Source organism: Streptomyces sp. NPDC004542, assembly GCF_040610035.1.
Taxonomy (GTDB): domain Bacteria; phylum Actinomycetota; class Actinomycetes; order Streptomycetales; family Streptomycetaceae; genus Streptomyces.
Window position 1 is genome coordinate 167,404 of sequence record NZ_JBEXLP010000007.1, and the last position, 22,056, is coordinate 189,459.

Annotated in this window: 25 protein-coding genes; 11 read left to right on the plus strand and 14 right to left on the minus strand. The window is 74.7% G+C overall.

Annotated elements, in window-relative coordinates:
- Positions 1-9: 9 nt before the first annotated feature.
- The 7 genes from ABZX30_RS07080 (at position 10) to ABZX30_RS07110 (ending at position 7,819) form a co-directional block, all read left to right on the plus strand.
- Entirely contained in the window at positions 10-1,257 is a 1,248-nt protein-coding gene (locus tag ABZX30_RS07080; RefSeq protein WP_355929834.1) for an FAD-dependent oxidoreductase, read from the plus strand.
- 168 nt (positions 1,258-1,425) lie between these two features.
- Positions 1,426-2,697 carry an FAD-dependent oxidoreductase gene (locus tag ABZX30_RS07085; RefSeq protein ID WP_355929836.1) on the plus strand — a complete coding sequence of 424 codons (1,272 nt, stop codon included), beginning with the start codon at positions 1,426-1,428 and terminating at the stop codon, positions 2,695-2,697.
- Entirely contained in the window at positions 2,694-3,428 is a 735-nt protein-coding gene (locus ABZX30_RS07090; RefSeq protein ID WP_355929838.1) for a DUF1365 domain-containing protein, read from the plus strand. The genes ABZX30_RS07085 and ABZX30_RS07090 overlap by 4 nt, the downstream gene beginning before the upstream one ends.
- Positions 3,429-3,745: 317 nt before the next feature.
- On the plus strand, positions 3,746-5,014 hold the full coding sequence (locus tag ABZX30_RS07095) for a cyclopropane-fatty-acyl-phospholipid synthase family protein (protein WP_355929895.1): 1,269 nt from the start codon (positions 3,746-3,748) through the stop codon (positions 5,012-5,014).
- The gene (locus ABZX30_RS07100; RefSeq protein WP_355929841.1) at positions 5,011-6,324 is read left to right on the plus strand and encodes a cyclopropane-fatty-acyl-phospholipid synthase family protein; all 1,314 of its coding nucleotides are present in this window, start codon (positions 5,011-5,013) and stop codon (positions 6,322-6,324) included. The genes ABZX30_RS07095 and ABZX30_RS07100 overlap by 4 nt, the downstream gene beginning before the upstream one ends.
- Positions 6,321-7,118: a DUF1295 domain-containing protein gene (locus ABZX30_RS07105; protein WP_355929842.1), complete on the plus strand. Its 798-nt coding sequence runs from the start codon at positions 6,321-6,323 to the stop codon at positions 7,116-7,118. The genes ABZX30_RS07100 and ABZX30_RS07105 overlap by 4 nt, the downstream gene beginning before the upstream one ends.
- Positions 7,119-7,120: 2 nt before the next feature.
- Complete coding sequence (locus ABZX30_RS07110; RefSeq protein WP_355929844.1) at positions 7,121-7,819, plus strand: alpha/beta fold hydrolase; 699 nt, start codon at positions 7,121-7,123, stop codon at positions 7,817-7,819.
- Here ABZX30_RS07110 and ABZX30_RS07115 read toward each other — a convergent pair.
- The 7 genes from ABZX30_RS07115 to ABZX30_RS07145 form a co-directional block, all read right to left on the minus strand.
- On the minus strand, positions 7,789-8,763 hold the full coding sequence (locus ABZX30_RS07115) for a YihY/virulence factor BrkB family protein (RefSeq protein ID WP_355929845.1): 975 nt from the start codon (positions 8,761-8,763) through the stop codon (positions 7,789-7,791). The two genes, ABZX30_RS07110 and ABZX30_RS07115, sit on opposite strands and share 31 nt — an antisense overlap.
- A complete protein-coding gene (locus ABZX30_RS07120) occupies positions 8,753-9,340 on the minus strand; it encodes a hypothetical protein (RefSeq protein ID WP_355929847.1) in 588 nt (195 codons plus the stop codon). The genes ABZX30_RS07115 and ABZX30_RS07120 overlap by 11 nt, the downstream gene beginning before the upstream one ends.
- On the minus strand, positions 9,340-10,356 hold the full coding sequence (locus ABZX30_RS07125) for a DUF6286 domain-containing protein (protein ID WP_355929848.1): 1,017 nt from the start codon (positions 10,354-10,356) through the stop codon (positions 9,340-9,342). The genes ABZX30_RS07120 and ABZX30_RS07125 overlap by 1 nt, the downstream gene beginning before the upstream one ends.
- Complete coding sequence (locus tag ABZX30_RS07130) at positions 10,353-10,538, minus strand: hypothetical protein (protein WP_355929902.1); 186 nt, start codon at positions 10,536-10,538, stop codon at positions 10,353-10,355. Before ABZX30_RS07130 ends, ABZX30_RS07125 begins: the two co-directional genes overlap by 4 nt.
- A 73-nt stretch (positions 10,539-10,611) precedes the next feature.
- Entirely contained in the window at positions 10,612-11,118 is a 507-nt protein-coding gene (locus tag ABZX30_RS07135; protein ID WP_355929850.1) for an Asp23/Gls24 family envelope stress response protein, read from the minus strand.
- 202 nt (positions 11,119-11,320) lie between these two features.
- Positions 11,321-11,995: a fasciclin domain-containing protein gene (locus ABZX30_RS07140; protein WP_355929852.1), complete on the minus strand. Its 675-nt coding sequence runs from the start codon at positions 11,993-11,995 to the stop codon at positions 11,321-11,323.
- An 87-nt stretch (positions 11,996-12,082) separates the two neighbouring features.
- Positions 12,083-13,690 carry a sulfite oxidase gene (locus tag ABZX30_RS07145; protein ID WP_355929854.1) on the minus strand — a complete coding sequence of 536 codons (1,608 nt, stop codon included), beginning with the start codon at positions 13,688-13,690 and terminating at the stop codon, positions 12,083-12,085.
- A gap of 221 nt (positions 13,691-13,911) precedes the next feature.
- Here ABZX30_RS07145 and ABZX30_RS07150 point away from each other — a divergent pair, with 221 nt between their 5' ends.
- Genes ABZX30_RS07150 through ABZX30_RS07160 form a run of 3 tightly spaced genes read left to right on the plus strand, consistent with a single transcriptional unit; the run spans position 13,912 to position 15,460 of the window.
- Positions 13,912-14,496: a sigma-70 family RNA polymerase sigma factor gene (locus ABZX30_RS07150; RefSeq protein ID WP_355929857.1), complete on the plus strand. Its 585-nt coding sequence runs from the start codon at positions 13,912-13,914 to the stop codon at positions 14,494-14,496.
- On the plus strand, positions 14,493-15,116 hold the full coding sequence (locus ABZX30_RS07155) for an Asp23/Gls24 family envelope stress response protein (protein WP_355929859.1): 624 nt from the start codon (positions 14,493-14,495) through the stop codon (positions 15,114-15,116). The genes ABZX30_RS07150 and ABZX30_RS07155 overlap by 4 nt, the downstream gene beginning before the upstream one ends.
- A complete protein-coding gene (locus ABZX30_RS07160) occupies positions 15,113-15,460 on the plus strand; it encodes a hypothetical protein (RefSeq protein WP_355929861.1) in 348 nt (115 codons plus the stop codon). Before ABZX30_RS07155 ends, ABZX30_RS07160 begins: the two co-directional genes overlap by 4 nt.
- Positions 15,461-15,821: 361 nt before the next feature.
- On the opposite strand, the gene ABZX30_RS07165 is transcribed toward ABZX30_RS07160, so the two are convergent.
- The 7 genes from ABZX30_RS07165 to ABZX30_RS07195 all read right to left on the minus strand — a co-directional run bounded on the left by ABZX30_RS07165 (position 15,822) and on the right by ABZX30_RS07195 (position 21,007).
- The gene (locus tag ABZX30_RS07165; protein ID WP_355929864.1) at positions 15,822-16,577 is read right to left on the minus strand and encodes an anti-sigma factor; all 756 of its coding nucleotides are present in this window, start codon (positions 16,575-16,577) and stop codon (positions 15,822-15,824) included.
- Complete coding sequence (gene sigK / locus ABZX30_RS07170; protein ID WP_355929867.1) at positions 16,574-17,158, minus strand: ECF RNA polymerase sigma factor SigK; 585 nt, start codon at positions 17,156-17,158, stop codon at positions 16,574-16,576. Before sigK ends, ABZX30_RS07165 begins: the two co-directional genes overlap by 4 nt.
- 141 nt (positions 17,159-17,299) lie before the next feature.
- A complete protein-coding gene (locus ABZX30_RS07175) occupies positions 17,300-17,635 on the minus strand; it encodes a hypothetical protein (RefSeq protein ID WP_355929897.1) in 336 nt (111 codons plus the stop codon).
- 151 nt (positions 17,636-17,786) lie between these two features.
- Complete coding sequence (locus ABZX30_RS07180; RefSeq protein WP_355929869.1) at positions 17,787-19,325, minus strand: DEAD/DEAH box helicase; 1,539 nt, start codon at positions 19,323-19,325, stop codon at positions 17,787-17,789.
- A 244-nt stretch (positions 19,326-19,569) separates the two neighbouring features.
- Positions 19,570-19,773: a cold-shock protein gene (locus ABZX30_RS07185; protein ID WP_007383480.1), complete on the minus strand. Its 204-nt coding sequence runs from the start codon at positions 19,771-19,773 to the stop codon at positions 19,570-19,572.
- A gap of 229 nt (positions 19,774-20,002) precedes the next feature.
- Positions 20,003-20,386: a helix-turn-helix domain-containing protein gene (locus ABZX30_RS07190; protein ID WP_355929872.1), complete on the minus strand. Its 384-nt coding sequence runs from the start codon at positions 20,384-20,386 to the stop codon at positions 20,003-20,005.
- 273 nt (positions 20,387-20,659) lie between these two features.
- Positions 20,660-21,007 (minus strand): MerR family transcriptional regulator, encoded by a 348-nt coding sequence (locus tag ABZX30_RS07195; RefSeq protein WP_355929874.1) that lies wholly within the window; start codon positions 21,005-21,007, stop codon positions 20,660-20,662.
- A gap of 568 nt (positions 21,008-21,575) precedes the next feature.
- On the opposite strand from ABZX30_RS07195, the gene ABZX30_RS07200 reads away from it, so the two are divergent.
- Positions 21,576-21,950 (plus strand): hypothetical protein, encoded by a 375-nt coding sequence (locus ABZX30_RS07200; RefSeq protein WP_355929876.1) that lies wholly within the window; start codon positions 21,576-21,578, stop codon positions 21,948-21,950.
- Positions 21,951-22,056 lie beyond the last annotated feature (106 nt).

The window sequence follows — 22,056 nt, forward strand, 5'->3', positions numbered from 1 at the left end:
AGCCAGGAAATGCAGCACCGCATCGTCGTCCTCGGAGCCGGATACACCGGAGCCACCGCCGCCGGGCGCCTCGCCAGGCGGCTGCACCGCGAAGACGTCGCCCTCACCCTCGTCAACGCCGCACCCGACTTCGTCGAACGCGTGCGGATGCACCAGCTGGCGGTCGGTCACCCCCTCGAGCCCCGGCCCTTCGGCGAGATGTTCGCGGGCACCGGCGTCGAACTGAGGCTCGCGAAGGTCACCGGCGTCGACGCCGACCGCAGGACCGTCACCGTCGTCGACGCGAACGGCACCGCCGAGCCGGGAGCCGGGGGACCGGAAGCCGGGGAGCCGGAGCCCGAGGAACTGGAGTACGACACCCTCGTCTACGCCCTCGGCAGCGGCTGGGACAGCCAGGGCGTCCCCGGCGCCGCCGAGCACGCCCACGAGATCGCCGGCCGCCCCGGCGCGCTCCGGCTGCGCGAGCGGCTGGCCCGCCTGGACGCCGGGCGGTCCGTGGTCGTGGTCGGCGGCGGCCTCACCGGCCTGGAGGCCGTGACCGAGATCGCCGAGGCCCGCCCGGACCTCGATGTCGCCCTCGCCGCCCGCGGCGGACTGGGCGACTGGCTCTCGCCCAAGGGCCGCCGGCACCTGCGGGAGGTCTTCGGCAGGCTGGGGATCACCGCGCACGAGCACGCCGTCGTCACCGGCGTCGAGGCCGACCGCGTCACCACCGCCGACGGCGGGTCCATCCCGGCCGCGGTCACCGTGTGGACCACCGGCTTCGCCGTCCACCCGATCGCGAAGGCCACCACCCTGGAGGTCACCGGCACGGGCCGGATCGTCGTCGACCGCACCATGCGCTCGGTCTCGCACCCGGACGTGTACGCCATCGGCGACGCGGCCATGGTGACGGGCCCCGGCGACAAGCCGCTGCGGATGTCGTGCGCCTCGGGCGTCCCCACCGCATGGCAGGCCGCCGACGCCATCGCGGCCCGTCTGACCGGCGGAAAGATCCCGAACGTGCCGCTCCGCTACTTCAACCAGTGCATCTCGCTGGGCCGCAGGGAGGGCCTCATCCAGTACGTCACCGCCGACGACCGCGCCGTCCGGGCCGCCCTGACGGGCCGGCTCGCCGCCGCCTACAAGGAACTGATCTGCAAGGGCGCGGCCTGGGGCGTCGCCCACCCGGTCCTGACACCCACCCGGCGCCGCCGCGTCGTACGGCAGCCGGTCCCGGCCGGCCCGGTGGACCCGGCGGTCGGGACACCGGCCTGACACACCCCGCACGGCCGGCCCCGGCGGCGTCGGCCGGCCGCGTCCCCCACCTCACAGGGCAATACACCCAGGGCCTCTTCCCGCCGCCCCCGACCGACCGCCAATCCACCGCCCGACCTGCTCCGGATTACGCGCGGACGGTGATCGCGCGGCGCGTAAGGAGAGGCGATGGGACGGTACGGGCGGCGGACGGCGGTGGTGGGCTCCGGGGTGGCGGGGCTGACCGCCGCGTACCTTCTGGGCCGTGGCGGTCACGTCACCCTGTACGAGGCCGACGACCGGCTCGGCGGACACGCGCACACCCATGAGCTGACCTCGTCGTCCGACGGCCGGGTGCACCGCGTCGACTCCGGGTTCATCGTGCACAACCGGCGCACCTACCCGCACCTGCTGCGGCTCTTCGACGAACTCGGCGTCGCCACGCAGGAGTCGGAGATGAGCATGTCGGTGCGGTGCGAGGGGTGCGGCCTGGAGTACGCCGGCGCCCGCGGCCCGGCCGGGCTCCTCGCCCAGCCCCGCAACCTGCTGCGCGGCCCCTATCTGCGGCTGCTCGCCGAGGTGCCCGTCTTCCACCGGGCGGCCCGGCGACTGCTGGCCGAAGGCGCCGAGGACTCGCTCACCCTGGGGGAGTTCCTGGACCGGGAGGGCTTCTCCGCCTACTTCCGCGCCCACTTCATGACTCCCGTGGTGTCGGCGGTGTGGTCCTGCGACGCCGCGACCGCCCAGCGCTACCCGGCCGCCTACCTGTTCCGGTTCCTGGAGCACCACGGACTGCTGTCGGTGAGCGGTTCGCCGGTGTGGCGCACGGTCAGCGGCGGTTCGCGCGAGTACGTCGACCGGGCCGCCAAGCACATCGGCGAGATCCGCACCGCCACCCCCGTGCGGGCCGTGCGACGGCACGCCGACGGGGCCGACGTCACGACCGGGGACGGCACCACCGAGTCGTACGACGCCGTGGTGATCGCGGTCCACCCGGACCAGGCCCTGCGGCTGCTGGCCGACGCGAGCGGGCGGGAGCGCGAGGTGCTGGGCGCGTTCCGCTACTCCCGCAACGTCACGCTCCTGCACACCGACACCGCGCTGCTGCCGCGGGCCCGGGGCGCCCGCGCCTCCTGGAACTACCTGATGCCGGCCTGCGCGGCCGGCGCCGACCGGGTGCGGGTCAGCTACGACATGAACCGGCTGCAACGCCTCGACGCCGACGAGACGTTCGTCGTCACCCTGGGCGGCGAGGACCGGGTCGACCCCGGCCGGGTGCTGGCCCGCATGGTCTACGAACACCCGGTCTACACGCCCGAGTCGGTGGCCGCGCAGCGGCGCCTGCACGAACTGAACAGCCCCGTCTGCGCGTTCGCGGGCGCCTACCACGGCTGGGGGTTCCACGAGGACGGCTGCCGCTCCGGCGCCGAGGCCGCCGCCGTGCTGGGAGCGCGCTGGTGACCGACGTACCCGCCCTCTACCCGTGCACGATCGCGCACGTGCGCACCGCCCCCCGGCGGTACGCGCTGCGGCACCGCACCTACCTGTGGCTCGTCGACCCCGACCGCCCGCCCCGGCTCCCGCCCCTGCTGCGGCCGCTCGCCCGGTTCGACCCCCGCGACCACTTCACCGGCGACCAGCCCTCGATCCGCGCCGGCCTGGACGCCTTCCTCGCCGCGCACGGGGTCTTCCTGGACGGCGGGCGCGTGCTGATGCTCACCCACGCCCGGGTGCTCGGGCACGTCTTCAACCCCCTCACCCTGTACTGGTGCCACGGCCCCGGCGGCGAGCCGCGCTGCGTGGTCGCCGAGGTGCACAACACGTACGGCGGCCGGCACTGCTACCTGCTGCACCCGGACGCGACCGGCACCGCCCGCGCCGGCAAGGAGTTCTACGTCTCGCCGTTCTTCCCGGTCGACGGCTCCTACCGCATGCGGCTGCCGCCGCCCGGGCAGCGGCTCGACCTGACCGTGCACCTGGACCGCGCGGGCGGCAGGGCGTTCACCGCGACGGTACGCGGCACCCGGCGCGCGGCGACCCCGGCGGCCCTGCTGCGGCTGGCGCTGCGCCGCCCCTGGTCCACCCTCGCCGTCTCGGCCGCCATCAGGGCCCACGGCATACGCCTCTACCTGCGGGGGCTGCCCGTCCAGCCCCGGCCCGACGACCACCGCATCCCGGAGAACGCCCCATGAGGACAGCTCAGCCCGGCACCAGCCCTGCCGGACCGGCCACACCCCCCGATCCCACCACCGGCGTACCCGGCGCCCGCCCGGCACCGGACGCCCCCGCCGGGGCCCGCCACGAACCACCCCCACCCGGAGCACCGGCCCCGGCGGACCCCGGCACCGCCTCCACGGCCCCGGACCCGGGCATCCCGGACGGTTCCGTCGCCGGGCCGGCCGCCCCGGCCGGCGGGGCGGGAGCGTCGGCAGGGGCAGGTCTCGGTGTCGTCCCCGCGGTGCCGGGTGCGGGCCTCCCGGACGTGGTCCCGGCGCCCGCCGGGCCGGTCGTGCGGGTCGATCCGGTCACCGTCCCCGCCGGGCGTGCCGCCCCCGTCGACCCCGTGCGGTGGCCCGATGTCGCCGTCGTGCCGTCCTCCTCGTGGGCGCGTACCGCCGTGACCGGAGTCCTGGTGCGCCGGGCGCTGCGCGGGCTGCCGTTGCGGGTCCGGTTCGCCGGTGCGCAGCACGTCGGGCGGGGCGGGCCGTCGCTGGAGGTGCGGGACCCGGCCGCCTTCCTCGCCCGCGTCGGCACCGGCGGCCTGGTCGGGTTCGGCGAGTCCTACATGGCCGGCGAATGGGACGCCCCCGACCTGGTCGCCGCCCTCACAGTGCTCGCCGCGCACGCCGCCGAGCTCGTCCCGGCCCCGCTGCAACGGCTGCGCGGCCTGTGGGCGCCGCGCCGCCCGTACGAGGAGCGCAACACACCCGACGGCTCCCGCTCCAACATCAGCCGCCACTACGACCTGTCGAACGACCTGTTCGCCCTCTTCCTGGACGACACCCTCACCTACTCCTCCGCCGTCTTCCGCGGCTTCCCGGCCGGCCAGGACCTGCTCGCAGCGGCCCAGCGCCGCAAGATCGACCGGCTGCTCGACCTGGCCGGCGTGGGCGAGGGCACCCGGCTGCTGGAGATCGGCACCGGCTGGGGCGAACTGGCCCTGCGCGCCGCCGCCCGCGGCGCCCGGGTCACCTCGCTCACCCTCTCCCGGGAACAGCGCGAGCTGGCCCTGGAACGGGTGCGCGCGGCGGGACTCGGCGACCGGGTCGCGATCGAGCTGTGCGACTACCGCGAGGCGCGCGGCACGTACGACGCCGTGGTCAGCGTGGAGATGATCGAGGCCGTCGGCGCGGAGTTCTGGCCGGTGTACTTCCGCACCCTGGACGAGCGGCTGGCCCCCGGCGGCCGGGCGGCGCTCCAGGCCATCACCATGCCGCACGAGCGGATGCTCGCCACCCGGGACACCTTCACCTGGATCCACAAGTACGTCTTCCCCGGCGGCTTCATCCCCTCCACCCGGGCGATCGAGGAGACCGCGCGCGACCACACCCGGCTGCGCCCGGCCCGCCGCGACGCCTTCGGCGCCCACTACGCCGAGACGCTGCGCCTGTGGCGGGAGAGGTTCACCGAACGCGCCGAGGACGTCGGGGCGCTCGGCTTCGACGAGACCTTCCGACGCCTGTGGACCTTCTACCTCGCCTACTGCGAGGCCGGCTTCCGGGCCGGCTACCTCGACGTCCAGCAGTACCTGTTCACCAAGGAGGATCCCGCCCGATGACCAGCCTCCGGCCCGCCGGCCGCCCCGGTGCCGCGCACCGGCTCGCCGCCCTCGCCGCGGACACGCTCGGCGGCCCCCTGCCCGTACGGCTGCGCGCCTGGGACGGCAGTGAGACGGGCCCCACCGGCGCCCCCGTGGTCGTGCTGCGCTCCCGGCGCGCACTGCGCCGGCTGCTGTGGCAGCCCGGCGAACTCGGCCTGGCGCAGGCGTACGTCACCGGCGAACTCGACGTCGAGGGCGACCTCGGCGAGGGCCTCAGGACGATGTGGGCCGCCGCCCGGGAACGGGGCCCGCGCCCGCCCCGGCTCACGCCCGCCGACCGGGCCAGGGCGCTCGCCACCGCCGTACGGCTCGGTGCCGTGGGTCCTCCGCCGGCCGCGCCCGCCTCCCAGGCCCGGCTGCGCGGCGGCCTGCACAGCCGGGCCCGCGACCGGGCCGCCGTCAGCCACCACTACGACCTGTCCAACGCGTTCTACGGCCTCCTCCTCGACGACACCATGGCCTACTCGTGCGGCTACTGGGCGAGCGACGACCCCGGCTTCACCCCCGCCGCCGCCCAGCGGGCCAAGCTGGAGCTGATCTGCCGCAAGCTCGATCTGCGGCCCGGCGCCCGGCTGCTGGACATCGGCTGCGGCTGGGGCTCGCTCACCCTGCACGCGGCCGAACGGCACGGGGCCCTGGTCACCGCCGTCACCCTGGCCCGGCAACAGGCGGCGTACGTGCGCGAGCGGGTGGCCGAGCGCGGCCTGACCGAGCGAGTGCGGGTGGTGTGCCAGGACTACCGGGACATCGAGGGCGGCGACTACGACGCCGTCACCACGATCGAGATGGGCGAGCACGTCGGCGACGCCGAGTACCCGGCGTTCGCCGCGGCCCTGCACCGGCTCGTCCGGCCGTGCGGACGAGTGCTGGTGCAGCAGATGTCGCGCGGCCGCACCGCTCCCGGCGGCGGGCCCTTCATCGAGGCGTACATCGCCCCCGACATGCACATGCGGCCGCTCGGCGAGACGACCGGCCTGCTGGAGGCGGCCGGCCTCGAGGTACGGCACACCGAGTCGCTGCGCGAGCACTACGTCCGGACCATCGCCGCCTGGCACCGCACCCTGGAGGAGCGCTGGACGTCGTTCGTCCGCCTGACCGGCCAGGAGACCGCGCGGGTGTGGCGGCTCTACCTGGCCGGCGCGGCGCTCGCCTTCGAGGAGGGGCGCATGGGCGTCGACCAGATCCTGGGCGTACGGCCCGGTCCGGGCGGCGTCAGCGGCATGCCGGCGACCACGCACCAGTGGTACGAGGGGCTGGAGCAGGCGTGAGCGGCTTTCCGTGGGGCGCGTTCGCGCTCAACCTCGCCTGGGCCGCCGCCGCGGCGTTCGCCGTCATGCTGGTCACCTTCGCCGTCGCGGTACGCGCGGGCGTCCACCGGATCGTGGACGTCGCCTGGGGCGTCGGCTTCACCGCCGTCGCCGTCGTGACCCTCGCGGTCTCCGCCGGGCACGGGGACCTGTCGCGGCGCGTCCTGGTCACGGTGCTGACCGCGCTGTGGGGGCTGCGGCTCGCCGCGCACATCGCCCGCCGCGGCCGGGGCCACGGCGAGGACCCGCGCTACGAGGCGATGCTGGCCAGGGCCCCCGGCAACCGGAACGCCTACGCCCTGCGGATGGTCTACCTGCTCCAGGGCGCCCTGGTCTGGCTGGTGTCGCTGCCCGTGCAGGCGGCGCAGTACGTGCCCGGCCCGCCGTCCGTCCTCACCTGGGCCGGCACCGCGCTGTGGGCGCTGGGCCTCGGCTTCGAGGCGGTCGGGGACGCCCAGCTGGCCCGGTTCAAGGCCGACCCCGCCAACCGGGGCCGGATCATGGACCGGGGGCTGTGGTCCTGGACCCGGCACCCGAACTACTTCGGGGACTTCTGCGTCTGGTGGGGCCTGTTCCTGGCGGCCTGCGACTCCCCGGCCGCGGCGGCCGTGTCCGTGGTGTCCCCGGTGGTGATGAGCCTGCTGCTGGTGCGGGGCAGCGGAAAACGGCTGCTGGAGCGACACCTGGCCGAGCGGCCCGGCTATGCCGAATACTCCGCCCGTACCAGCGGCTTCTTCCCGCGCCCCCCGAGGTGATGATGACCGGCACTCTCCCGTCCCCCGCGGGCGCACTCGTACCGCTCCTGACCCCGGCCCGCCCCCGCGCCGCCGTACTGGTGCTGCACGGCGGCCGGGCGAGCAGCACCAGCCCCGCCCGTCCCCGGCAGCTCGCGGCCCTGCGCATGCGCCCGGTCCAGCGCGCGATCGCGGCCGGGCTGCCGTACGAGGACGTCCTGCTCGCCGGGGTGCGCTACCGCCTGCGCGGCTGGAACGGCACCCGGGCCGACCCCGTGCCGGACACCCTGGCGGCGCTGCGGCACCTCGCCGACCTGGCCGGGCCCGTGCCCACGGTGCTGGTCGGCCACTCGATGGGCGGCCGGGCCGCGCTGCACGCCGCCGGCCATCCGCAGGTGCGTGCCGTGCTCGCCCTGGCCCCCTGGTGGCCCCCCGGCGAACCGGTGCGGCACATGGCGGGCCGCCGGCTCGTCGTCCTGCACGGCGAACGGGACCGGATCACCGCACCCGCGGACTCGGCCGCCTACGTGCACCGGGCGCGCGGCACCGCGGCCCGGGCGGCGATGGCCCTGGTCCGCGACGGCGACCACGCGATGCTGCGCCGCCACCGCTTCTGGCACGACACCGCGGCCGCCGTCGTCGCCCACCTCCTCGATCCCGGGGGCAGCCCGGACCCCCTGCCACCGGAGTGCTACCGGACGGGGCCCGTCCCGGTGCTGTGACCCGCGGTGTCGTGCCTGCCGTCCGTGCCGCCCATACCGTCCTTGGCGCCCTTGCCGTCCATGCCGTCCTTGCCGTACTTGGTGCCCTTGCCGAGCTCCGCGCCGAACTGCGCGCCGGCCAGCAGCGCCAGGTTGGACAGCCACAGCCAGATGAGGAAGACGACCACGCCCGCGAGGGAGCCGTAGAGCCTGCTGTAGGCGCTCAGGTGGGAGGTGTACAGCGCGAAGCCCGTGGAGACGGTCAGCCACAGTACGGCGGCCAGGACACCGCCCGGCAGGCTGCGTGAACGCCGGCGCGCCGGGACGGGCCCGGTGTGGAAGACGACCACGACCAGCAGCGCCACCAGGCACAGCAGCAGCGGAAGGCGCAGCGCGTCCCAGCCCCAGGCCACCGTGGCGCCCAGGCCGAGCGCCCGGCCCGCGGCCTGAGCCAGCGGCCCGGTCAGCAGCAGGGCGAGGGAACCGGTCAGCAGCAGGACGAGCAGCACGAGCGCGGTGAGCACGATGCGGGGCGCCTTGCGCCAGGGCGAACGCCGGTCCTCGACGCGGTGCATGCGGTGCAGGGCACGGCGGAAGACGGCGAGGTAGCTGGAGGCGGACCACAGCGCGCTCGCGGTACCGGCCACCAGCAGCGGCCACGCGCCCTCGTCCGCGCCGAGCATGCGGGACAGGACGGCGTGCAGGTCCGCCGCCGACTCGGCGGGCGCGTACGCGGTGACATGGCTGACGAACTCCTCGGCGGTGCCGGGGCTGATCAGGCCGAACGCCAGGACCGCGACCAGCATCGCGGGCAGCACCGCGAGGATCGCGTAGTACGTCAGGGCCGCCGCGTAGTCCGAGATGTCGTCGTTCCACAGCGACACCGGCGTACGCCGCAGCGCCGGCCACCAGGCGGCGGGCGGCCGGGGGCGCAGGGCGTCGCCGGTGTACGGGTCAGCGGACATGGGGCCTGCGGTGCGAGGCGGCGCTGAGGCGGAGCCGGGTGTACGCGGTGTACGGGGCGGCCGACGTCCCCGCCTCCGCCGTCACCGCGCACAGGGCGGGCAGCACCTCGTCCGGGGAGGTGTCCGGGCTCAGCCAGACACGCAGCCGCACCTCCAGCCGCCGCCGGGACCGGGGCACGACGCGGGCGCGGCCGCGGGCGACACCGGGAACCGCTTCCGCGCGCAGGGTCAGCGCCTGAGCCAGCGCCCGCCCCCGCACGCTGCCGCCCGGCGCGGCCAGCGGCAGCGGCCGGGACCGGCCGGAGCGCAACCGGGCGACGGACCAGCACGCGAGGAGCACGGTCAGGGCGATCGCCGCCGCCGTGACGGAGGGCGTCCACCAGCCCTCGCCGCGCAGCCGGGCCGGCCGATCCGGGGCCGGCAGGAGGCGGTGCCCGGCGGCCGGGGCGGGCCACCACGACGGCAGCGGGCGTGCGACGACGGTGCCGGTGGCCGCGAGCCACCCGCCCGCGAGCAGGAGCGCCAGGCCGACGATGCCGAGGGCGAACCGGTTGACGGCGGTATGAGGCTGCCGCATCACACCTCTCCTTCCAGGGCGTCCGGGACGCCGCCGACGGCGGGATCGGCGGGACCGGCGAGACCCGCGGGACACCGGGCGTCCGCGGCCGCAGCCGGCGGCTGCCAGACGGCCTCGGGCGTGACCCTCACCCGCAGCCTAGGGGCACGGCGCAGCCCGCAGGACCGCACGGCCGCGCCGGCCGCGGCCGTGACGCCGGCCCGGGCGTCCCCGCGTTCCCCGAACAGCAGCCCGGCCCGCACGGTGACCCGGTGACGGCGCACCCGGACCCGCACCGCGCCGATGCCCGCCACCCGGCCGACCGCGTCCCTGACCAGGGACTCGACGGCCGAACGGTCCACCGCCGCGACGACCCGGGGCGCCGGTGCGAGCACGGTCGCCCGCCGGCGCATCCCGGGCGTGACGGCGAGCACCACCATCCACAGGCCGAGCAGGGCCGTCAGCCCACCGGCGACGACCACCGGCGTGTCGCCCGGCCCGTGCCCCGCCGCCCAGTGCGCGGCCGTGACCCGCCAGGCCGCGGCCGCGTGGTGCGTGGTGTGCACCCGGACCAGGTCGGCGGCGAGGGCACCGCAGACCACGGCGGCCACCGCGGCCAGGACGGCGGCCGGAATCCGGCGCCGGGACCACAGCCGCCGGGGTGTGCGGCCGGCCTCCCCGCTCGCGGTCGCCGCGGAGCCGAGGGCCGACGTGCCGGGTGCCGACGTGCCGGCTGCCGCCGCGGTGGTGAAGGCGGTGACCTCGACCCGTGCGCCGGGCACGTCGAGCCCGGTCAGCTCCCGGGTGCGCCCCGCGACATGCTCCTGCACGCCGCGGACCGTCTCGGCCAGTGGCGCCGGGTAGGGGAGCGTGACGTCGAGGGACACCTCCGCCCGGCGCCCGCGCACGGACGCCGTGCCCCTCGCCGGCCGTGCGGCGGCCGAGCCCGCCAGCACCTCGCCGGCCGCCCGCTCGCTGATCCTGCGCACGGCCCGGTCCGTGATCGTGGTGGTGCCCCGCTGTGCGGCGGCGGTCATCGACGGCTCCGCTCGAACATCTCCCGCACGTCCTGGGCACGGCCGCCGCCCCCGACCCAGCCGCCCGCCGCCCAGCCGGCCCCGCCGAGCGCGGCCACCAGCAAGAACGCGCCGAACCCGCCGAAGTACCCGGCGAACGCCAGGGCCATCCCCGCGATCATCCCTACGAACGGTGCGCTCACGCCCGTCCACCTCCCACCTGGAACCACCTGGAACCACCCGGATCCGCTGCCGCCTGCCCGTGTCCGGGAACCGCTACTCCACGCGGGCCTCGGCACCGGCGGACGGCTCGTCCTCGTCGGGCAGCCGGACGTCGTGGACGGTGATGTTCACCTCGACGACCTCCAGGCCGGTGATCCGCTCCACCGCCGCGATCACGTTCTCGCGCACGTCGCGGGAGACCTCGGTGATGGGCACGCCGTACTCGACGACCAGGTCCAGGTCCACGGCCGTCTGCCGCTCGCCCACCTCGACCTTCACGCCGCGCCCCACGTTGGGCCGGCCGCCGGGCACCCGGTCGCGGACGGCGCCGATGGTGCGGGACAGGCCGCCGCCCATGTCGTACACGCCCGGGATCTCCCGGGCCGCGATCCCCGCCACCTTCACCACGACGAGGTCGGCGATCGACGTCCGGCCGCGGTTCGCGGCCGGCTGGTCCGCGCCGGAGGCGCCGCCGGCGACGGCCGTGGTCCCCTCGGTCCTCCCGCCGGCCCGGACGGCGCGGGTGTCCTTGGCGGCGACCGTGGTGGTCTGCGTGGTCATGATGGTGTCCTTCCTGTCGGGTCCCGTTGCCGGTTGTCTGCATACGTTCGGACCCGCTCCGGCCGCGGCTGTGACGCGGATTCCCGTAAAAAGTCCGCCGGAACGCCGCACGCCGCACGCAGATCGGCGAACGCCGCACGCCGATCGGCGCACGCCGACGGGGGCCGGGACCGTGCGGCCCCGGCCCCCGTCAGGGCCCGCGTCAGGAGGACGGCATCAGCACCGTGTCGATGATGTAGACGTTGGCGTTGGCGGTCTTGACGTTGCCGCAGACCACCTTGGCGGAGTCGTTGACGGTGTAGGACTCGCCGGAGCCGGAGGTGGTGAGCTTGGCCTTCGCCAGGGTGTCGAAGGAGCCGTTCTCCAGGTCCTTCGGCGCGAGCTTCTGGCCGACGACGTGGTAGGTGAGGATCTTCGTCAGCTGGGCCTTGTCGTTCAGGACCTTGTCCAGGGTGGCCTTGGGGATCTTCTTGAAGGCGTCGTTGGTCGGCGCGAACACGGTGATGTCCTGCGCGTTGTTGAGGGTGTCGACCAGGCCGGCCTTCTTCACCGCGGAGACCAGGGTGGACAGGGCCGGGTTGTTGGAGGCGGCGGTCGCCACCGGGTCCTGGGCCATGCCGTCGAAGGAGCCGGCACCGGTCTTCGGCACCGCCGAGCAGGCGGCTCCGAAGGGCTCGTCCATGGTGGACGCGGAGCTGCCGGAGCCGGCCATGCCGTCGTCCTGGGCGGTCGCCGACGCCGACGCCGACGCCGACGCCTTCGAGGAGGAACCGGACGTGTCGGAGTCGCTGCCGCTGTCGGAGCAGGCGCTGAGCGCGAGCGGCAGGACGGCCGCGGCGGCCAGGACGACGGCGGTACGGCGGACACGGGTGTTCATGGGATTTCTCCTGAGGGTGAGGGCAGCCTGGGCTGCCTGACATGGAAGGGAATGGAAGGGAGATGGCTCGGGAGGTGACCTGGCAGGTCACTCGACGGTGACCACGACGGAGTGCCATCCACTGGCGCCGTCGGGGACGGTCCGGGTGCGGCGCTCGGTCTGCACCCGGCCGGTGCGGTCGGTGGCGCGCACGGTGAGGGTGTGGCCGCCCTTCGTGGCCTGCCACGGGAAGGACCACTGGCGCCAGGTGTCGCGGCTGTCCTCGGCGGCGAGGCGGGCCTGCCGCCAGGGGCCGTCGTCGACACGGACCTCGACCCGGTCGATGCCGCGGTGCTGTGCCCAGGCGACCCCGGCGACCATCACCGTGCCGGCCCGGGGCCGCGCGAAGGGCTTGGGGGTGTCGATGCGGGACTGGGTCTTGACCGGTGCCCGGCGGGCCCAGCCGCGTCTGACCCAGTAGGGGTCGTAGGCGTCGAAGGCGGTCAGCTCGATGTCCTCGATCCACTTGCAGGCGGAGACGTATCCGTACAGGCCCGGGACGACCATGCGTACGGGGAAGCCGTGGTCGAAGGGCAGCGGTTCGCCGTTCATGCCGACGGCGAGCAGCGCGTCGCGGCCGTCCATGACGTCCTCGACCGGGCTGCCGAGGGTCATGCCGTCCACCGAGCGGGCCACCAGCTGGTCGGCCGGGCCGCCCTTCGAGGGCGGCTTCACCCCGCACTCGGCCAGCAGGTCGGCCAGCCGTGCGCCGATCCAGCGCGCGGTGCCCACGTACGGGCCGCCGACCTCGTTGGAGACGCAGGTGAGGGTGATGTCGCGTTCGACCAGTTCACGGCGGAGCAGGTCGTCGAAGGAGAGCACGACCGGCCGCGGGACGCCTTCGCCGTGGATGCGCAGCCGCCAGGCCGTGGCGTCCACCTTGGGCACCACCAGTGCGGTGTCGACCCGGTAGAAGGAGCCGTTCGGGGTGACGAAGGGGCTGATCCCGGGAATCCGCAGGCCGGCTCCCCGGGGGACGGCGCGTGCGGGAGAGCCGGGGGCCGGCAGCACCAGCCCGTCGCGGGAGGCGACCGCGTCGCGGCCGCTCGAACCGTTCAGGACCCGGCCCAGGGCGCCGACCCCGGCGGAGGCGGCGGCGGCCGCCGTGGCGGCGACCACGAAACCGCGCCGGTCCCAGTCCCCGGCCGGACTCGCATCCGGGCCGGTCGCACCTGCGGCCGGCTGCCGCCACGCGAGCCTGCCCGCCAGGAGGTGGAGGAGGACCGCGCCGGCGCCCGCGCCCACGAGGGACGGCAGGGCGTCGGAGAGGCCGCGCGAGTCGGGCCTGGTGGTCGCCGCCAGCGCGCCGACGATTCCGAACAGGACGACCCCTGCCGCGCCGGCCCGCCGGAAGCGCAGCGCGACGATTCCCAGGGCGCATGCGAAAAGCGTCAGCACCGCGAGAATTCCGATTTCCAGCACCAGTTTGTCGTCGGTGCCGAAATTCCGGACGGCCCAGTCCTTCACGGGAGCCGGTGTGCGGTCGATCGCCGCGCTTCCCACCGCGACGACGGGCCCCGCCTGCGGACGGACCGCCGCCGACACCAGTTCGGCCAGGGCGAGCGCGGCGAAGCCCGCCACGGCGCCGGCGAGCGCTCCCGCCGCCGTGCGGAGCGGTCCGGTGGTCCTGCGCGGTTCCTTCTCGTCGTCGGTCACGTGGGGAATCCGGTTCCGCCTGTGCGCCGGATTGGTCGGCCGCCCGATCGGGTGAATCTTTTTTCCGCACCCATCCGCGCGGTATTCCGCTACGGATAAGAAAAAAGGAAAGGAGGCCGGTCGCGTTCGCATCCGGGTGTGCCTCCGCCGCCGAAGTCGTGCGTGACAAGTACGGCGCACAGGTGTCCAACGTGGAGAGACCGGACGAGAGGAGCCGCCCAGTGGCGGGCGCCAGCAGACCGACCGCACCACCCGGCGCCGGGGGCGGCACCGACGACGCCCTGCTGGCGGTCCGGGCCGCCGAGGGCGACGAGGACGCCTTCGCGGTGCTCGTGCGACGTCACGCACCGGCGCTGATCCGGCTGGCCACGCGTCTGCTGACCACCCCGGCCGAGGCGGAGGACGCGGTGCAGGACGCCTTCCTCAGCGCCTGGCGCCGGCTGCCGGAGTTCCAGGGCCAGGCGTCCTTCGGCACCTGGATGTACCGCATCGTCACCAACCGCTGCCTGAACGTGCTCCGGTCGCGCAGGCCGGTGGCGCCCCTGGAGGCGGCCGGGGAGGTGCCGGCGGCCGAGCACACCACCTCCCCCGAGCGCCTCACCGAGGCCCGCGACGCGGTCCGTGAGCTGCGGGAGGCCCTCGACCTGCTCTCGGCCGAGCAGCGCGCCTGCTGGGTGCTGCGAGAATTGGACGGCCGCTCCTACGAGTTCATCGCGGACGCGGTCGGCATCAGTCAGCAGGCCGTCCGGGCCCGCGTCTTCCGCGCACGCCGCTGTCTGACACAAGCACTGGGGGCCTGGCGATGACCGCCTACACCGATCCGCCCGACGACGCCCGTACCCGCGGTGACGACGACGAACGGCTGCCGTGCGGGCGGCTGCTCTCCCAGGTCTGGGACGACTGGGAGCGGCAGTCGGACGACCCCCATCCGGCCGTCTGCCCGCACTGCCGGGAGGCCGTGCGGGACCTCGACCGGCTGGAGACCGCGGTGCGCGGCCTGCGCGAACAGACGCCGGACGCGTCCGCGTACGACGCCGAGCCGCTGACCCGGCGGGTCATGGACCTGGTCCGCCTCGAACTGCGGCCCGGCCGCCCGTTGCCCCTGGGCGATCCCGGCGAGGACCTGTGGATCACGGAGACGGTCGCCGCCCGTGCCCTGCGCGCGGCGGCCGAGACGGTCGACGGCGTACGCGCGGGCTCCTGCCGGATCGCGATCACCGACGGCACGGACGGCGCCACCGTCGACGTCCGCCTCGACATCCACGCCCCGGCCGCCGCCGGTCTGCCGGACCTGGCGGACCGGGTGCGGCACCGGGTGCGGGAGGCCGCCGGCCGGCAGCTGGGCATGACCGTGGCCGCCGTGGACATCCGTGTCACCGACCTCGTCGACGCCCCGGTCGACGATCAGGAAGGGCGTACCGCATGACCGTGCACCCCCCGCACACCTCGCTCGTCGAGGACGTCGCCCGGGTCGTGGAGGGCGTACCGGGCGTCGCCTTCCTCAAGCCGGGGCTGGCCGCCCGGCTCCGCTCCGCGCTGTCCCGGCCCGATCCCGGCACCGGCCGGGCTTCGACCGCCGGAGTGCGCATCACGCCCGGACCGGACGGCGCCGGTGACTGGCACGTCGACGTCCAGGTGGTGACCCTGTGCCGGGCCAGGGCGGTGGACGTGGCCCGTGCCGTCCGCACGGCCGTCACCAGGCACCTCGCCGCCCTGTCCCCCGGCGGCCCCACGGCCCGGGTGACCGTGACGATCACGGGCCTGGTCTGACCGGCCCGCCCCGCCACCGGCTGGACGGTGCGGCCCGCGGCACACGACGCCCCCCGGACGGGCCCCGGAATCCCCGGCCCTCCCGCACGCCCGGCACCGGCCCTGCCGGAACGAGCCGGCACCACCGGTACGCGGCTGCCCACGCCGGCGACGGTCCCGCCGGGCGCCACACCCGGGCCGGCGGACCGGTCGGCGTGGTGCGGTGCGTGTCGGGGTGTCGTACGGTCGCGGCCGCCACGGCGTACGTGGCGCCCGAGCGCTTCCGGGGCAGGCCGCGGGCCGGTGCTGTCCGGCCCGTCCCCCGGCCGGGGCGGAGAACCGTACCGGCCGGGGGACGGGAGCGGCACCCGGTTCGCTCAGGTCACGCGGGGAACCGCAGCAGGGCGACCGGCGCGGAGGTCGGCTCCTCGGAGCCGCCCGCCGGCTCCACGGTGACCCCCATGCCGGAGGCCCCGTCGACACCGCCGCGCAGCAGAACGGTCTGGTCGGTGCGGCCGGGATCCATGAGGCCGGCCGACCGCATGGTGCCGTCGTCGTCGAACCACAGCTGGTAGACCTTGCCGTCGGCGGGACGGGCCATCCCGGAGGCGACGAACACGGCCTTGTCCCGGCCCCGGGAGACGACCACCGTGCCGGTGGCGCCGTCGCCCAGCGTGGCGGTCCGCGTCCTGGCGTCCGGCGCGGCCAGCACGGCGGCGATCCCGTCCGTCGCCTGCTGCGCGCGGTGCGCCTGGCGCAGGGCGTCCTCGGCCCGCTGGTGCTGCCACACCGTCGTACCGCCGAGTGCGGCGGCCGCCGCGAGGCAGGCGGCCAGCGCCCACCGGGACAGCAGACGGGCCCGCACCCCGGCCCGCCCCGCGCGGATCGCCGTCAACGCGCCCGGCGACTCCTGCCGGACCGAGGAGACGCGGTGCAGCACCTGCTCGCGCATGGCCGGCGGAGGCGTCACGGAGGCGGCCAGCCCCAGCCGGGCCGCGGTGGCCGACAGCTCGGCGGCCTCCTGCGCGCACGGCTCGCAGCCCGCCAGGTGCCGCTCGAACGTGCGGAGTTCCTCGCCGGACAGGGCGTGCAGGGCGTAGGCGCCCGTCATCCGGTGCAGATCAGCGGTCGTGGTCATGCCGTCACCCCCAGGCAGTCGCGCATGCGGATCAGTCCGTCCCGCAGCCGGGTCTTGGCCGTCCCCAGCGGAAGAGTGAGCGCCTCCGCCACCTGGCGCTGGGTCAGCCCCCGGTAGTAGGCGAGCGTGACGGCCTGCCGCTGGATCTCGGTCAGCGTGCGCAGGCACCGTCGTACCTGTTCCCGTTCCAGCCTGGCCTCGACCTGCTCGGTCACCTCGTCGAACTCGGGCGTCCGGTCCAGCAGCGCGGCCTTGTGGTCCCGGGCGGCGGCGGCCTCCACCGAGCGGACCCGGTCCACCGCGCGGCGGTGCGCGAGCGTGAGGATCCAGTTGACGACCGTCCCCCGGTCGGACCGGTAGCGGGGAGCGGTCCGCCACACCTCCACCAGGACCTCCTGCGCCACCTCCTCCGACTGCGCCTGATCGCGCAGGACGGCACGCGCGACACCCAGGACGGAGCCGGCCACGGCGTCGTAGACGGAGGCGAACGCCTCCTCGTCGCCGAGGGCCACGCGCCCCATCAGCTCCTGCAGGTCCGGTTCCGACGAGGGGTTCGTGCCGATGTACACGGCTTCTTTCACAGGGGCCTCCGCTGCTGGGACATCTCCGGACGTAATCCGGTTCCCCCGCGGCGGCGGATTGGTCCGGACGGCGAGGAAAACCTCACCTGCCCCGGCGGGCGGCACGGCGTCGTGGGACGCGGCTCCCGGCGCGGACGGCGGTCAGGGTGTGAGCGCGAGGACGCCCAGGGCGTAGCCGTGCTCGTCGATCACGGGGGACACGTCCAGGGTCCTGACCCGCATGGCGGCTTCCGCCTCGCCGAGTGCGGCCATGGACGAGGTGAACGGTCCGCGGTCGAGCGGGATGTCCCGCAGCCGCGTCCGGTCGCTGTACCACGAGCCGCCGCGGTGCGCGGCGAGCTGGGCCCGCGTGACCAGTCCGGCGCACCGTCCGTCCTCGTCCCGCAGGAGCAGGTGCGGCACGCGCGCACCGATGAGCACGGACAGGGCCACGTCGACCGCCATGTGGTCGTCGACCTGCGGTCCGGGGGCGTACATGGCGTCACGGGCGGTCAGACCGGTGCCGTCGGCGCTGTCGGAGTGCTGTGTTCGGGTCGGGAACGGCGTCAAGGGCTTCTCCTCTTCGTCGGGGCGGCCGGGACGGGCGAGGCCGGTCCCGGCCGCGGGGAGCGCGTCCCCCGGGCGCGGGCTACGGGTTGTTCCTCGGCGCGGGCCGACGGGTTCGGGTGGCGGCACGGCCCCTGCGATGCCGGTCGGCGGATCCCTTGCCGGATCCCCTTCCCTCGCCTCGCGCGTCGGCCGGTGCGGCGAGGACGACGGGCACGCCGGAGGGGGTCCGGGCGCCGGTGATGCGCCGCAGCTCGGCCTCGCCCGGGCGGATCCGGACGGCGCGCGCGGCGATGCCGGCGTCGGCCATGAGGCGGTCCATCGCGCGCCGCTGGTGGGGCAGTACGAGGGTGACGACGGTGCCGGACTCGCCGGCGCGTGCGGTACGGCCGCCGCGGTGCAGGTAGTCCTTGTGGTCGCCGGGCGGGTCGACGTTCACGACGAGGTCGAGGCCCGCGACGTGGATGCCGCGGGCGGCGACGTTGGTGGCCACCAGGACCGTGACGTGGCCGTCCTTGAACTGGGCGAGCGTCCGGTTGCGCTGCGACTGGGACTTGCCGCCGTGCAGGGCCGAGGCCCGCACCCCGACGGACAGCAGGTGCCTGGCCAGCCGGTCCGCCGCGTGCTTGGTGTCCAGGAACATGATCACGCGTCCGTCGCGGGCGGCGATCTCGGTCGCGGCGGCGTCCTTGTCGGCGTCGTGCACGTGCAGCAGATGGTGCTCCATGGTGGTGACGGCTCCCGCGGACGGGTCGACCGAGTGCACCACGGGGTCGTGCAGGTAGCGGCGTACCAGGAGGTCGATGTTGCGGTCCAGGGTGGCCGAGAACAGCAACCGCTGCCCATGGGCGGGGACCTGGTCGAGCAGCGCGGTCACCTGCGGCATGAAGCCCATGTCGGCCATCTGGTCGGCCTCGTCCAGGACGGTGACGGCGATCCGGTCCAGCCGGCAGTCTCCCCGCTCGATGAGGTCCTTGAGGCGGCCGGGTGTCGCGACGACGATCTCGGCGCCGCCGCGCAGTGCGCCGGCCTGCCGGCCGATCGACATGCCGCCCACCACGGTGGCGAGCCGCAGCCGCAGGGCGCGGGCATAAGGGGTGAGCGCGTCGGTGACCTGCTGGGCCAGTTCCCGGGTGGGGACGAGGACGAGGGCGAGCGGCTGCCGCGGCTCGGCCCGCTGTCCGTCCAGCCGGGCCAGCACCGGCAGGCCGAAGGCGAGCGTCTTGCCCGAGCCGGTGCGGCCCCGGCCGAGGACGTCCCGGCCGGCCAGCGCGTTCGGCAGTGTGGCCGCCTGGATCGGGAAGGGCACGGTCACACCCTCGGTGCCGAGCGCGGCCAGCAGCCGGGCGGGCATGTCCAGTTCGGCGAACGTCTCGACCGCCGGCAGCGGCTCGGTGAGGGTGACCGGCAGGGCGAACTCCTGCCGGCGCGGGGTGGCGCCCGAGCCCTGGCCGCTCCGCCGTCCGGCGTCCGGACGGGGGCCCTGGCCGGCCGTCCTCTGCGTACGGAAGCGGCTGCCGGGAGCGGAGCCCGCCGAACGGGTGAAGCCCGCCGAACGGGCGGACCTCCTGTCCGAGCGGAAGCCACCAGTGGTGCCGTCGGTGCGACGGGTGCGGTTCATGACGGAACCTTCCTCGATGCGGCGTATCGAGGAAATCCGTCCGACGGTGACGACCGCACGAGGATTCGCAAGAATGAGCCGAAGAAAAAACGGAGTGCCGCGACTCGTGCTGATGAAGCCGAGGCGGCAGACGTCCGGGGAATCCGGGAAGCGGTAAAACAATGGGCTGGGACCCGCACCCCAAGAGCGCGGGCCCCAGCCACATCATGCGCGGACCACTGGTCCGCGACGGTTCGCGTCAGCGTCAGGCGGGAACGATGTTCTCGGCCTGCGGGCCCTTCTGGCCCTGCGTGACATCGAAGGTAACCTTCTGGCCTTCCTGAAGCTCGCGGAAGCCGGAGGTGGCGATGTTCGAGTAGTGGGCGAACACGTCAGCGCCGCCGCCGTCCTGCTCGATGAAGCCGAAGCCCTTTTCCGCGTTGAACCACTTCACGGTGCCAGATGCCATATTGAATCTCCCTTGGGGGGCAGTGCCGGACTTCGCACTTTACGAAGCCGAGTCGCCGCGATGATCACCCCTCCGGAAAGATCCGGAAAGCTCTGCAAAGAAAAATTCTCTGGTAACCAAAACTGCAACTGCTATCACGCTAACACAGCCCGGCTCCAAACGGCCACGGGGAACGGGGGTGCTCGTCGGTTCTCATCCCGCCGGAATCCGTATTTCTGTACTGGCGGAACTAGGTATTCGCGCGGTGCTCGTCGCGCTCGCCGCGCCCGGCGGGCCCCCCGGGTCCCTCGGGTCCCTCCAGGGTTCGGCTCATTTCCCGGTTCAGGCGGAGCGTGTCGTCGAGCTGGTCCTCGAGGGAGACGATGCGGCACGCGGCCTCGACGGGGGTGCCCTGGTCGACCAGTTCGCGGGCGCGGGCGGCGACGCGCAACTGGCGGCGGGAGTAACGGCGGTGGCCGCCTTCCGAACGCAGGGGTGTGATCAGCCCGTTCTCGCCGACGGCCCGGAGGAAGGCGGGGGTGGTGCCGAGAACATCCGCGGCCCGTCCCATGGTGTAGGCGGGGTAGTCGTCGTCGTCCAGGTTGCCGGTGACAGGGGCGTTGTCGGCGGGCATGGCACCTTCGTTCCGGGGACTGCCTCGTGCCCCAACCCTAACGCCGGCGGGCGCGGAGATGTGGCCTCGCCGTGACAGATTTCTGGTGCGGCCGCGCCGGGCGCCGTACGGCATCTCCCGCGGTGCACGGGTGAACGGCGCTGGATCGGCGCGGTGCGACGACGTGCGGTCCGGGCTCGGGCCGGGGGGGGGGGCGTCACCGGCTTCGGCCGCGGCCCGCGCCCGCGGGGAGGGGTGGCCGGCCAGGCACAGCCCGGCGCGGCGGCCGTGGGTTCAGCCGGAGCCGGTGACGCTCCCCGCCGATTCGCTGGCGGCGCGGCGGTACTCGGCGTTGATCCGCTGCGCTTCCTCGAGCTGGTCCTCGAGGATGACGATGCGGCACGCGGCCTCGATCGGGGTGCCCTGGTCGACGAGCTCGCGGGCGCGCGCCGCGATCCGCAGCTGGTAGCGGGAGTACCGGCGGTGTCCTCCCTCCGAGCGGAGCGGAGTGATCAGACGAGCCTCGCCGATGGCACGGAGGAAGGCCGGGGTGGTGCCGAGCATCTCGGCTGCCCGGCCCATCGTGTACGCGGGGTAGTCGTCGTCGTCCAGACGATCGTTCAGAGGGTTGTCCGATGTCATGTCACCTCGCTGTGCAACGCGTCGAGGGGCCCTGGTGCCGTACGGCACCAGGGCCCCGAAGGAAATTGAACACCATCTGTCGGCCCTACTGCTGTGCCGACCTTCTGTTTTCCGCTACCCGGCCCGGCAGGGCGGAGCGGGGGATCGCAGCTGCTTGACCGGGGACCACCATCCATTCCGGGGTCTTGCGGTACCCGGACCGAGTGCTCCTCGGACCGGGCGATCCTGATGGCGTCTGCTCCTCCGTTCCTCTCGGAATCAACCACTGAACCGGTACTGCTGTGGGCGACTCCTCGCTGTGCGAGCCACCCTGACCTGCGTACTTCGTATCCAGCTACCCGCCAGTTCGTGTCTGGCGGGTCTCGTTCGACCGTGTCTACGAGAAGAAGCGTACCCACATCAGGGACGAAAATCTACTCCGGCAAGGGCAGGTTTCACTCGTCCAGCGGAGAAACAACCCTGCCGCGACCGGCCCGCACCCGTGGCCGGAAGCCGCCTCCCGCCGTGCGCGCGCCCGCTTCGGCCCCGCGGGCGCCCCGGACGGGTGGACCGCATAAGCTCTGCTGTCATGTCGAACCCTGATGAGCTGCTCGTCGCCATCTCCGCCGCGGTGGAGACCGAGCGAAGCAATCAGATGTCGCTGACCGTGGTCGTCGGCGGCGCCGTCATCACCGGCAGGCTGGCTCCCGAAGCCGTGTGGCGGGAGCGGGTGGCGGAGGTCCTGAGGGACTCGGACCGTCTCGGCCCGTTCTCGGACGTCTTCACCGGCGGCCCGCGCGGCAACCGGCCCGGTGACGGCGAGGCGCCCACGCATCTGCACTTCCATCTCGCCCGGATCCTCCAGGGGACCCTCGGCATCCCGGAGACGGGCGGCATGTACCGGGTCGCGATCAAGGACGTCAGCGCGTGGACCGTGGGCGATCTCAGCTACTCCGACCGGTGAGCCGCCCGCTCCGCTCCGCCCCCACCCCCTGAGCGGCCCGGCCGCGGTCTTCCGGCGGACGGCGACACAACGGTGGGGGCCCTGCCGACGCGCGTCGGCAGGGCCC

Excerpts from the sequence above, each read along its gene's own strand:
- ABZX30_RS07115 (WP_355929845.1), bottom strand. The coding sequence starts at position 8,763 with ATGTCCGCTGACCCGTACACCGGCGACGCCCTGCGCCCCCGGCCGCCC.
- ABZX30_RS07100 (WP_355929841.1), top strand. The coding sequence starts at position 5,011 with ATGACCAGCCTCCGGCCCGCCGGCCGCCCCGGTGCCGCGCACCGGCTC.
- ABZX30_RS07190 (WP_355929872.1), bottom strand. The coding sequence starts at position 20,386 with ATGCCCGCCGACAACGCCCCTGTCACCGGCAACCTGGACGACGACGAC.
- ABZX30_RS07175 (WP_355929897.1), bottom strand. The coding sequence starts at position 17,635 with ATGTACGCCCCCGGACCGCAGGTCGACGACCACATGGCGGTCGACGTG.
- ABZX30_RS07140 (WP_355929852.1), bottom strand. The coding sequence starts at position 11,995 with ATGAACACCCGTGTCCGCCGTACCGCCGTCGTCCTGGCCGCCGCGGCC.
- ABZX30_RS07165 (WP_355929864.1), bottom strand. The coding sequence starts at position 16,577 with ATGACCACGACCGCTGATCTGCACCGGATGACGGGCGCCTACGCCCTG.
- ABZX30_RS07120 (WP_355929847.1), bottom strand. The coding sequence starts at position 9,340 with ATGCGGCAGCCTCATACCGCCGTCAACCGGTTCGCCCTCGGCATCGTC.
- ABZX30_RS07185 (WP_007383480.1), bottom strand. The coding sequence starts at position 19,773 with ATGGCATCTGGCACCGTGAAGTGGTTCAACGCGGAAAAGGGCTTCGGC.
- ABZX30_RS07200 (WP_355929876.1), top strand. The coding sequence starts at position 21,576 with ATGTCGAACCCTGATGAGCTGCTCGTCGCCATCTCCGCCGCGGTGGAG.
- ABZX30_RS07155 (WP_355929859.1), top strand. The coding sequence starts at position 14,493 with ATGACCGCCTACACCGATCCGCCCGACGACGCCCGTACCCGCGGTGAC.
- ABZX30_RS07085 (WP_355929836.1), top strand. The coding sequence starts at position 1,426 with ATGGGACGGTACGGGCGGCGGACGGCGGTGGTGGGCTCCGGGGTGGCG.
- ABZX30_RS07110 (WP_355929844.1), top strand. The coding sequence starts at position 7,121 with ATGACCGGCACTCTCCCGTCCCCCGCGGGCGCACTCGTACCGCTCCTG.
- ABZX30_RS07180 (WP_355929869.1), bottom strand. The coding sequence starts at position 19,325 with ATGAACCGCACCCGTCGCACCGACGGCACCACTGGTGGCTTCCGCTCG.
- ABZX30_RS07125 (WP_355929848.1), bottom strand. The coding sequence starts at position 10,356 with ATGACCGCCGCCGCACAGCGGGGCACCACCACGATCACGGACCGGGCC.
- ABZX30_RS07080 (WP_355929834.1), top strand. The coding sequence starts at position 10 with ATGCAGCACCGCATCGTCGTCCTCGGAGCCGGATACACCGGAGCCACC.
- ABZX30_RS07195 (WP_355929874.1), bottom strand. The coding sequence starts at position 21,007 with ATGACATCGGACAACCCTCTGAACGATCGTCTGGACGACGACGACTAC.
- ABZX30_RS07160 (WP_355929861.1), top strand. The coding sequence starts at position 15,113 with ATGACCGTGCACCCCCCGCACACCTCGCTCGTCGAGGACGTCGCCCGG.
- ABZX30_RS07135 (WP_355929850.1), bottom strand. The coding sequence starts at position 11,118 with ATGACCACGCAGACCACCACGGTCGCCGCCAAGGACACCCGCGCCGTC.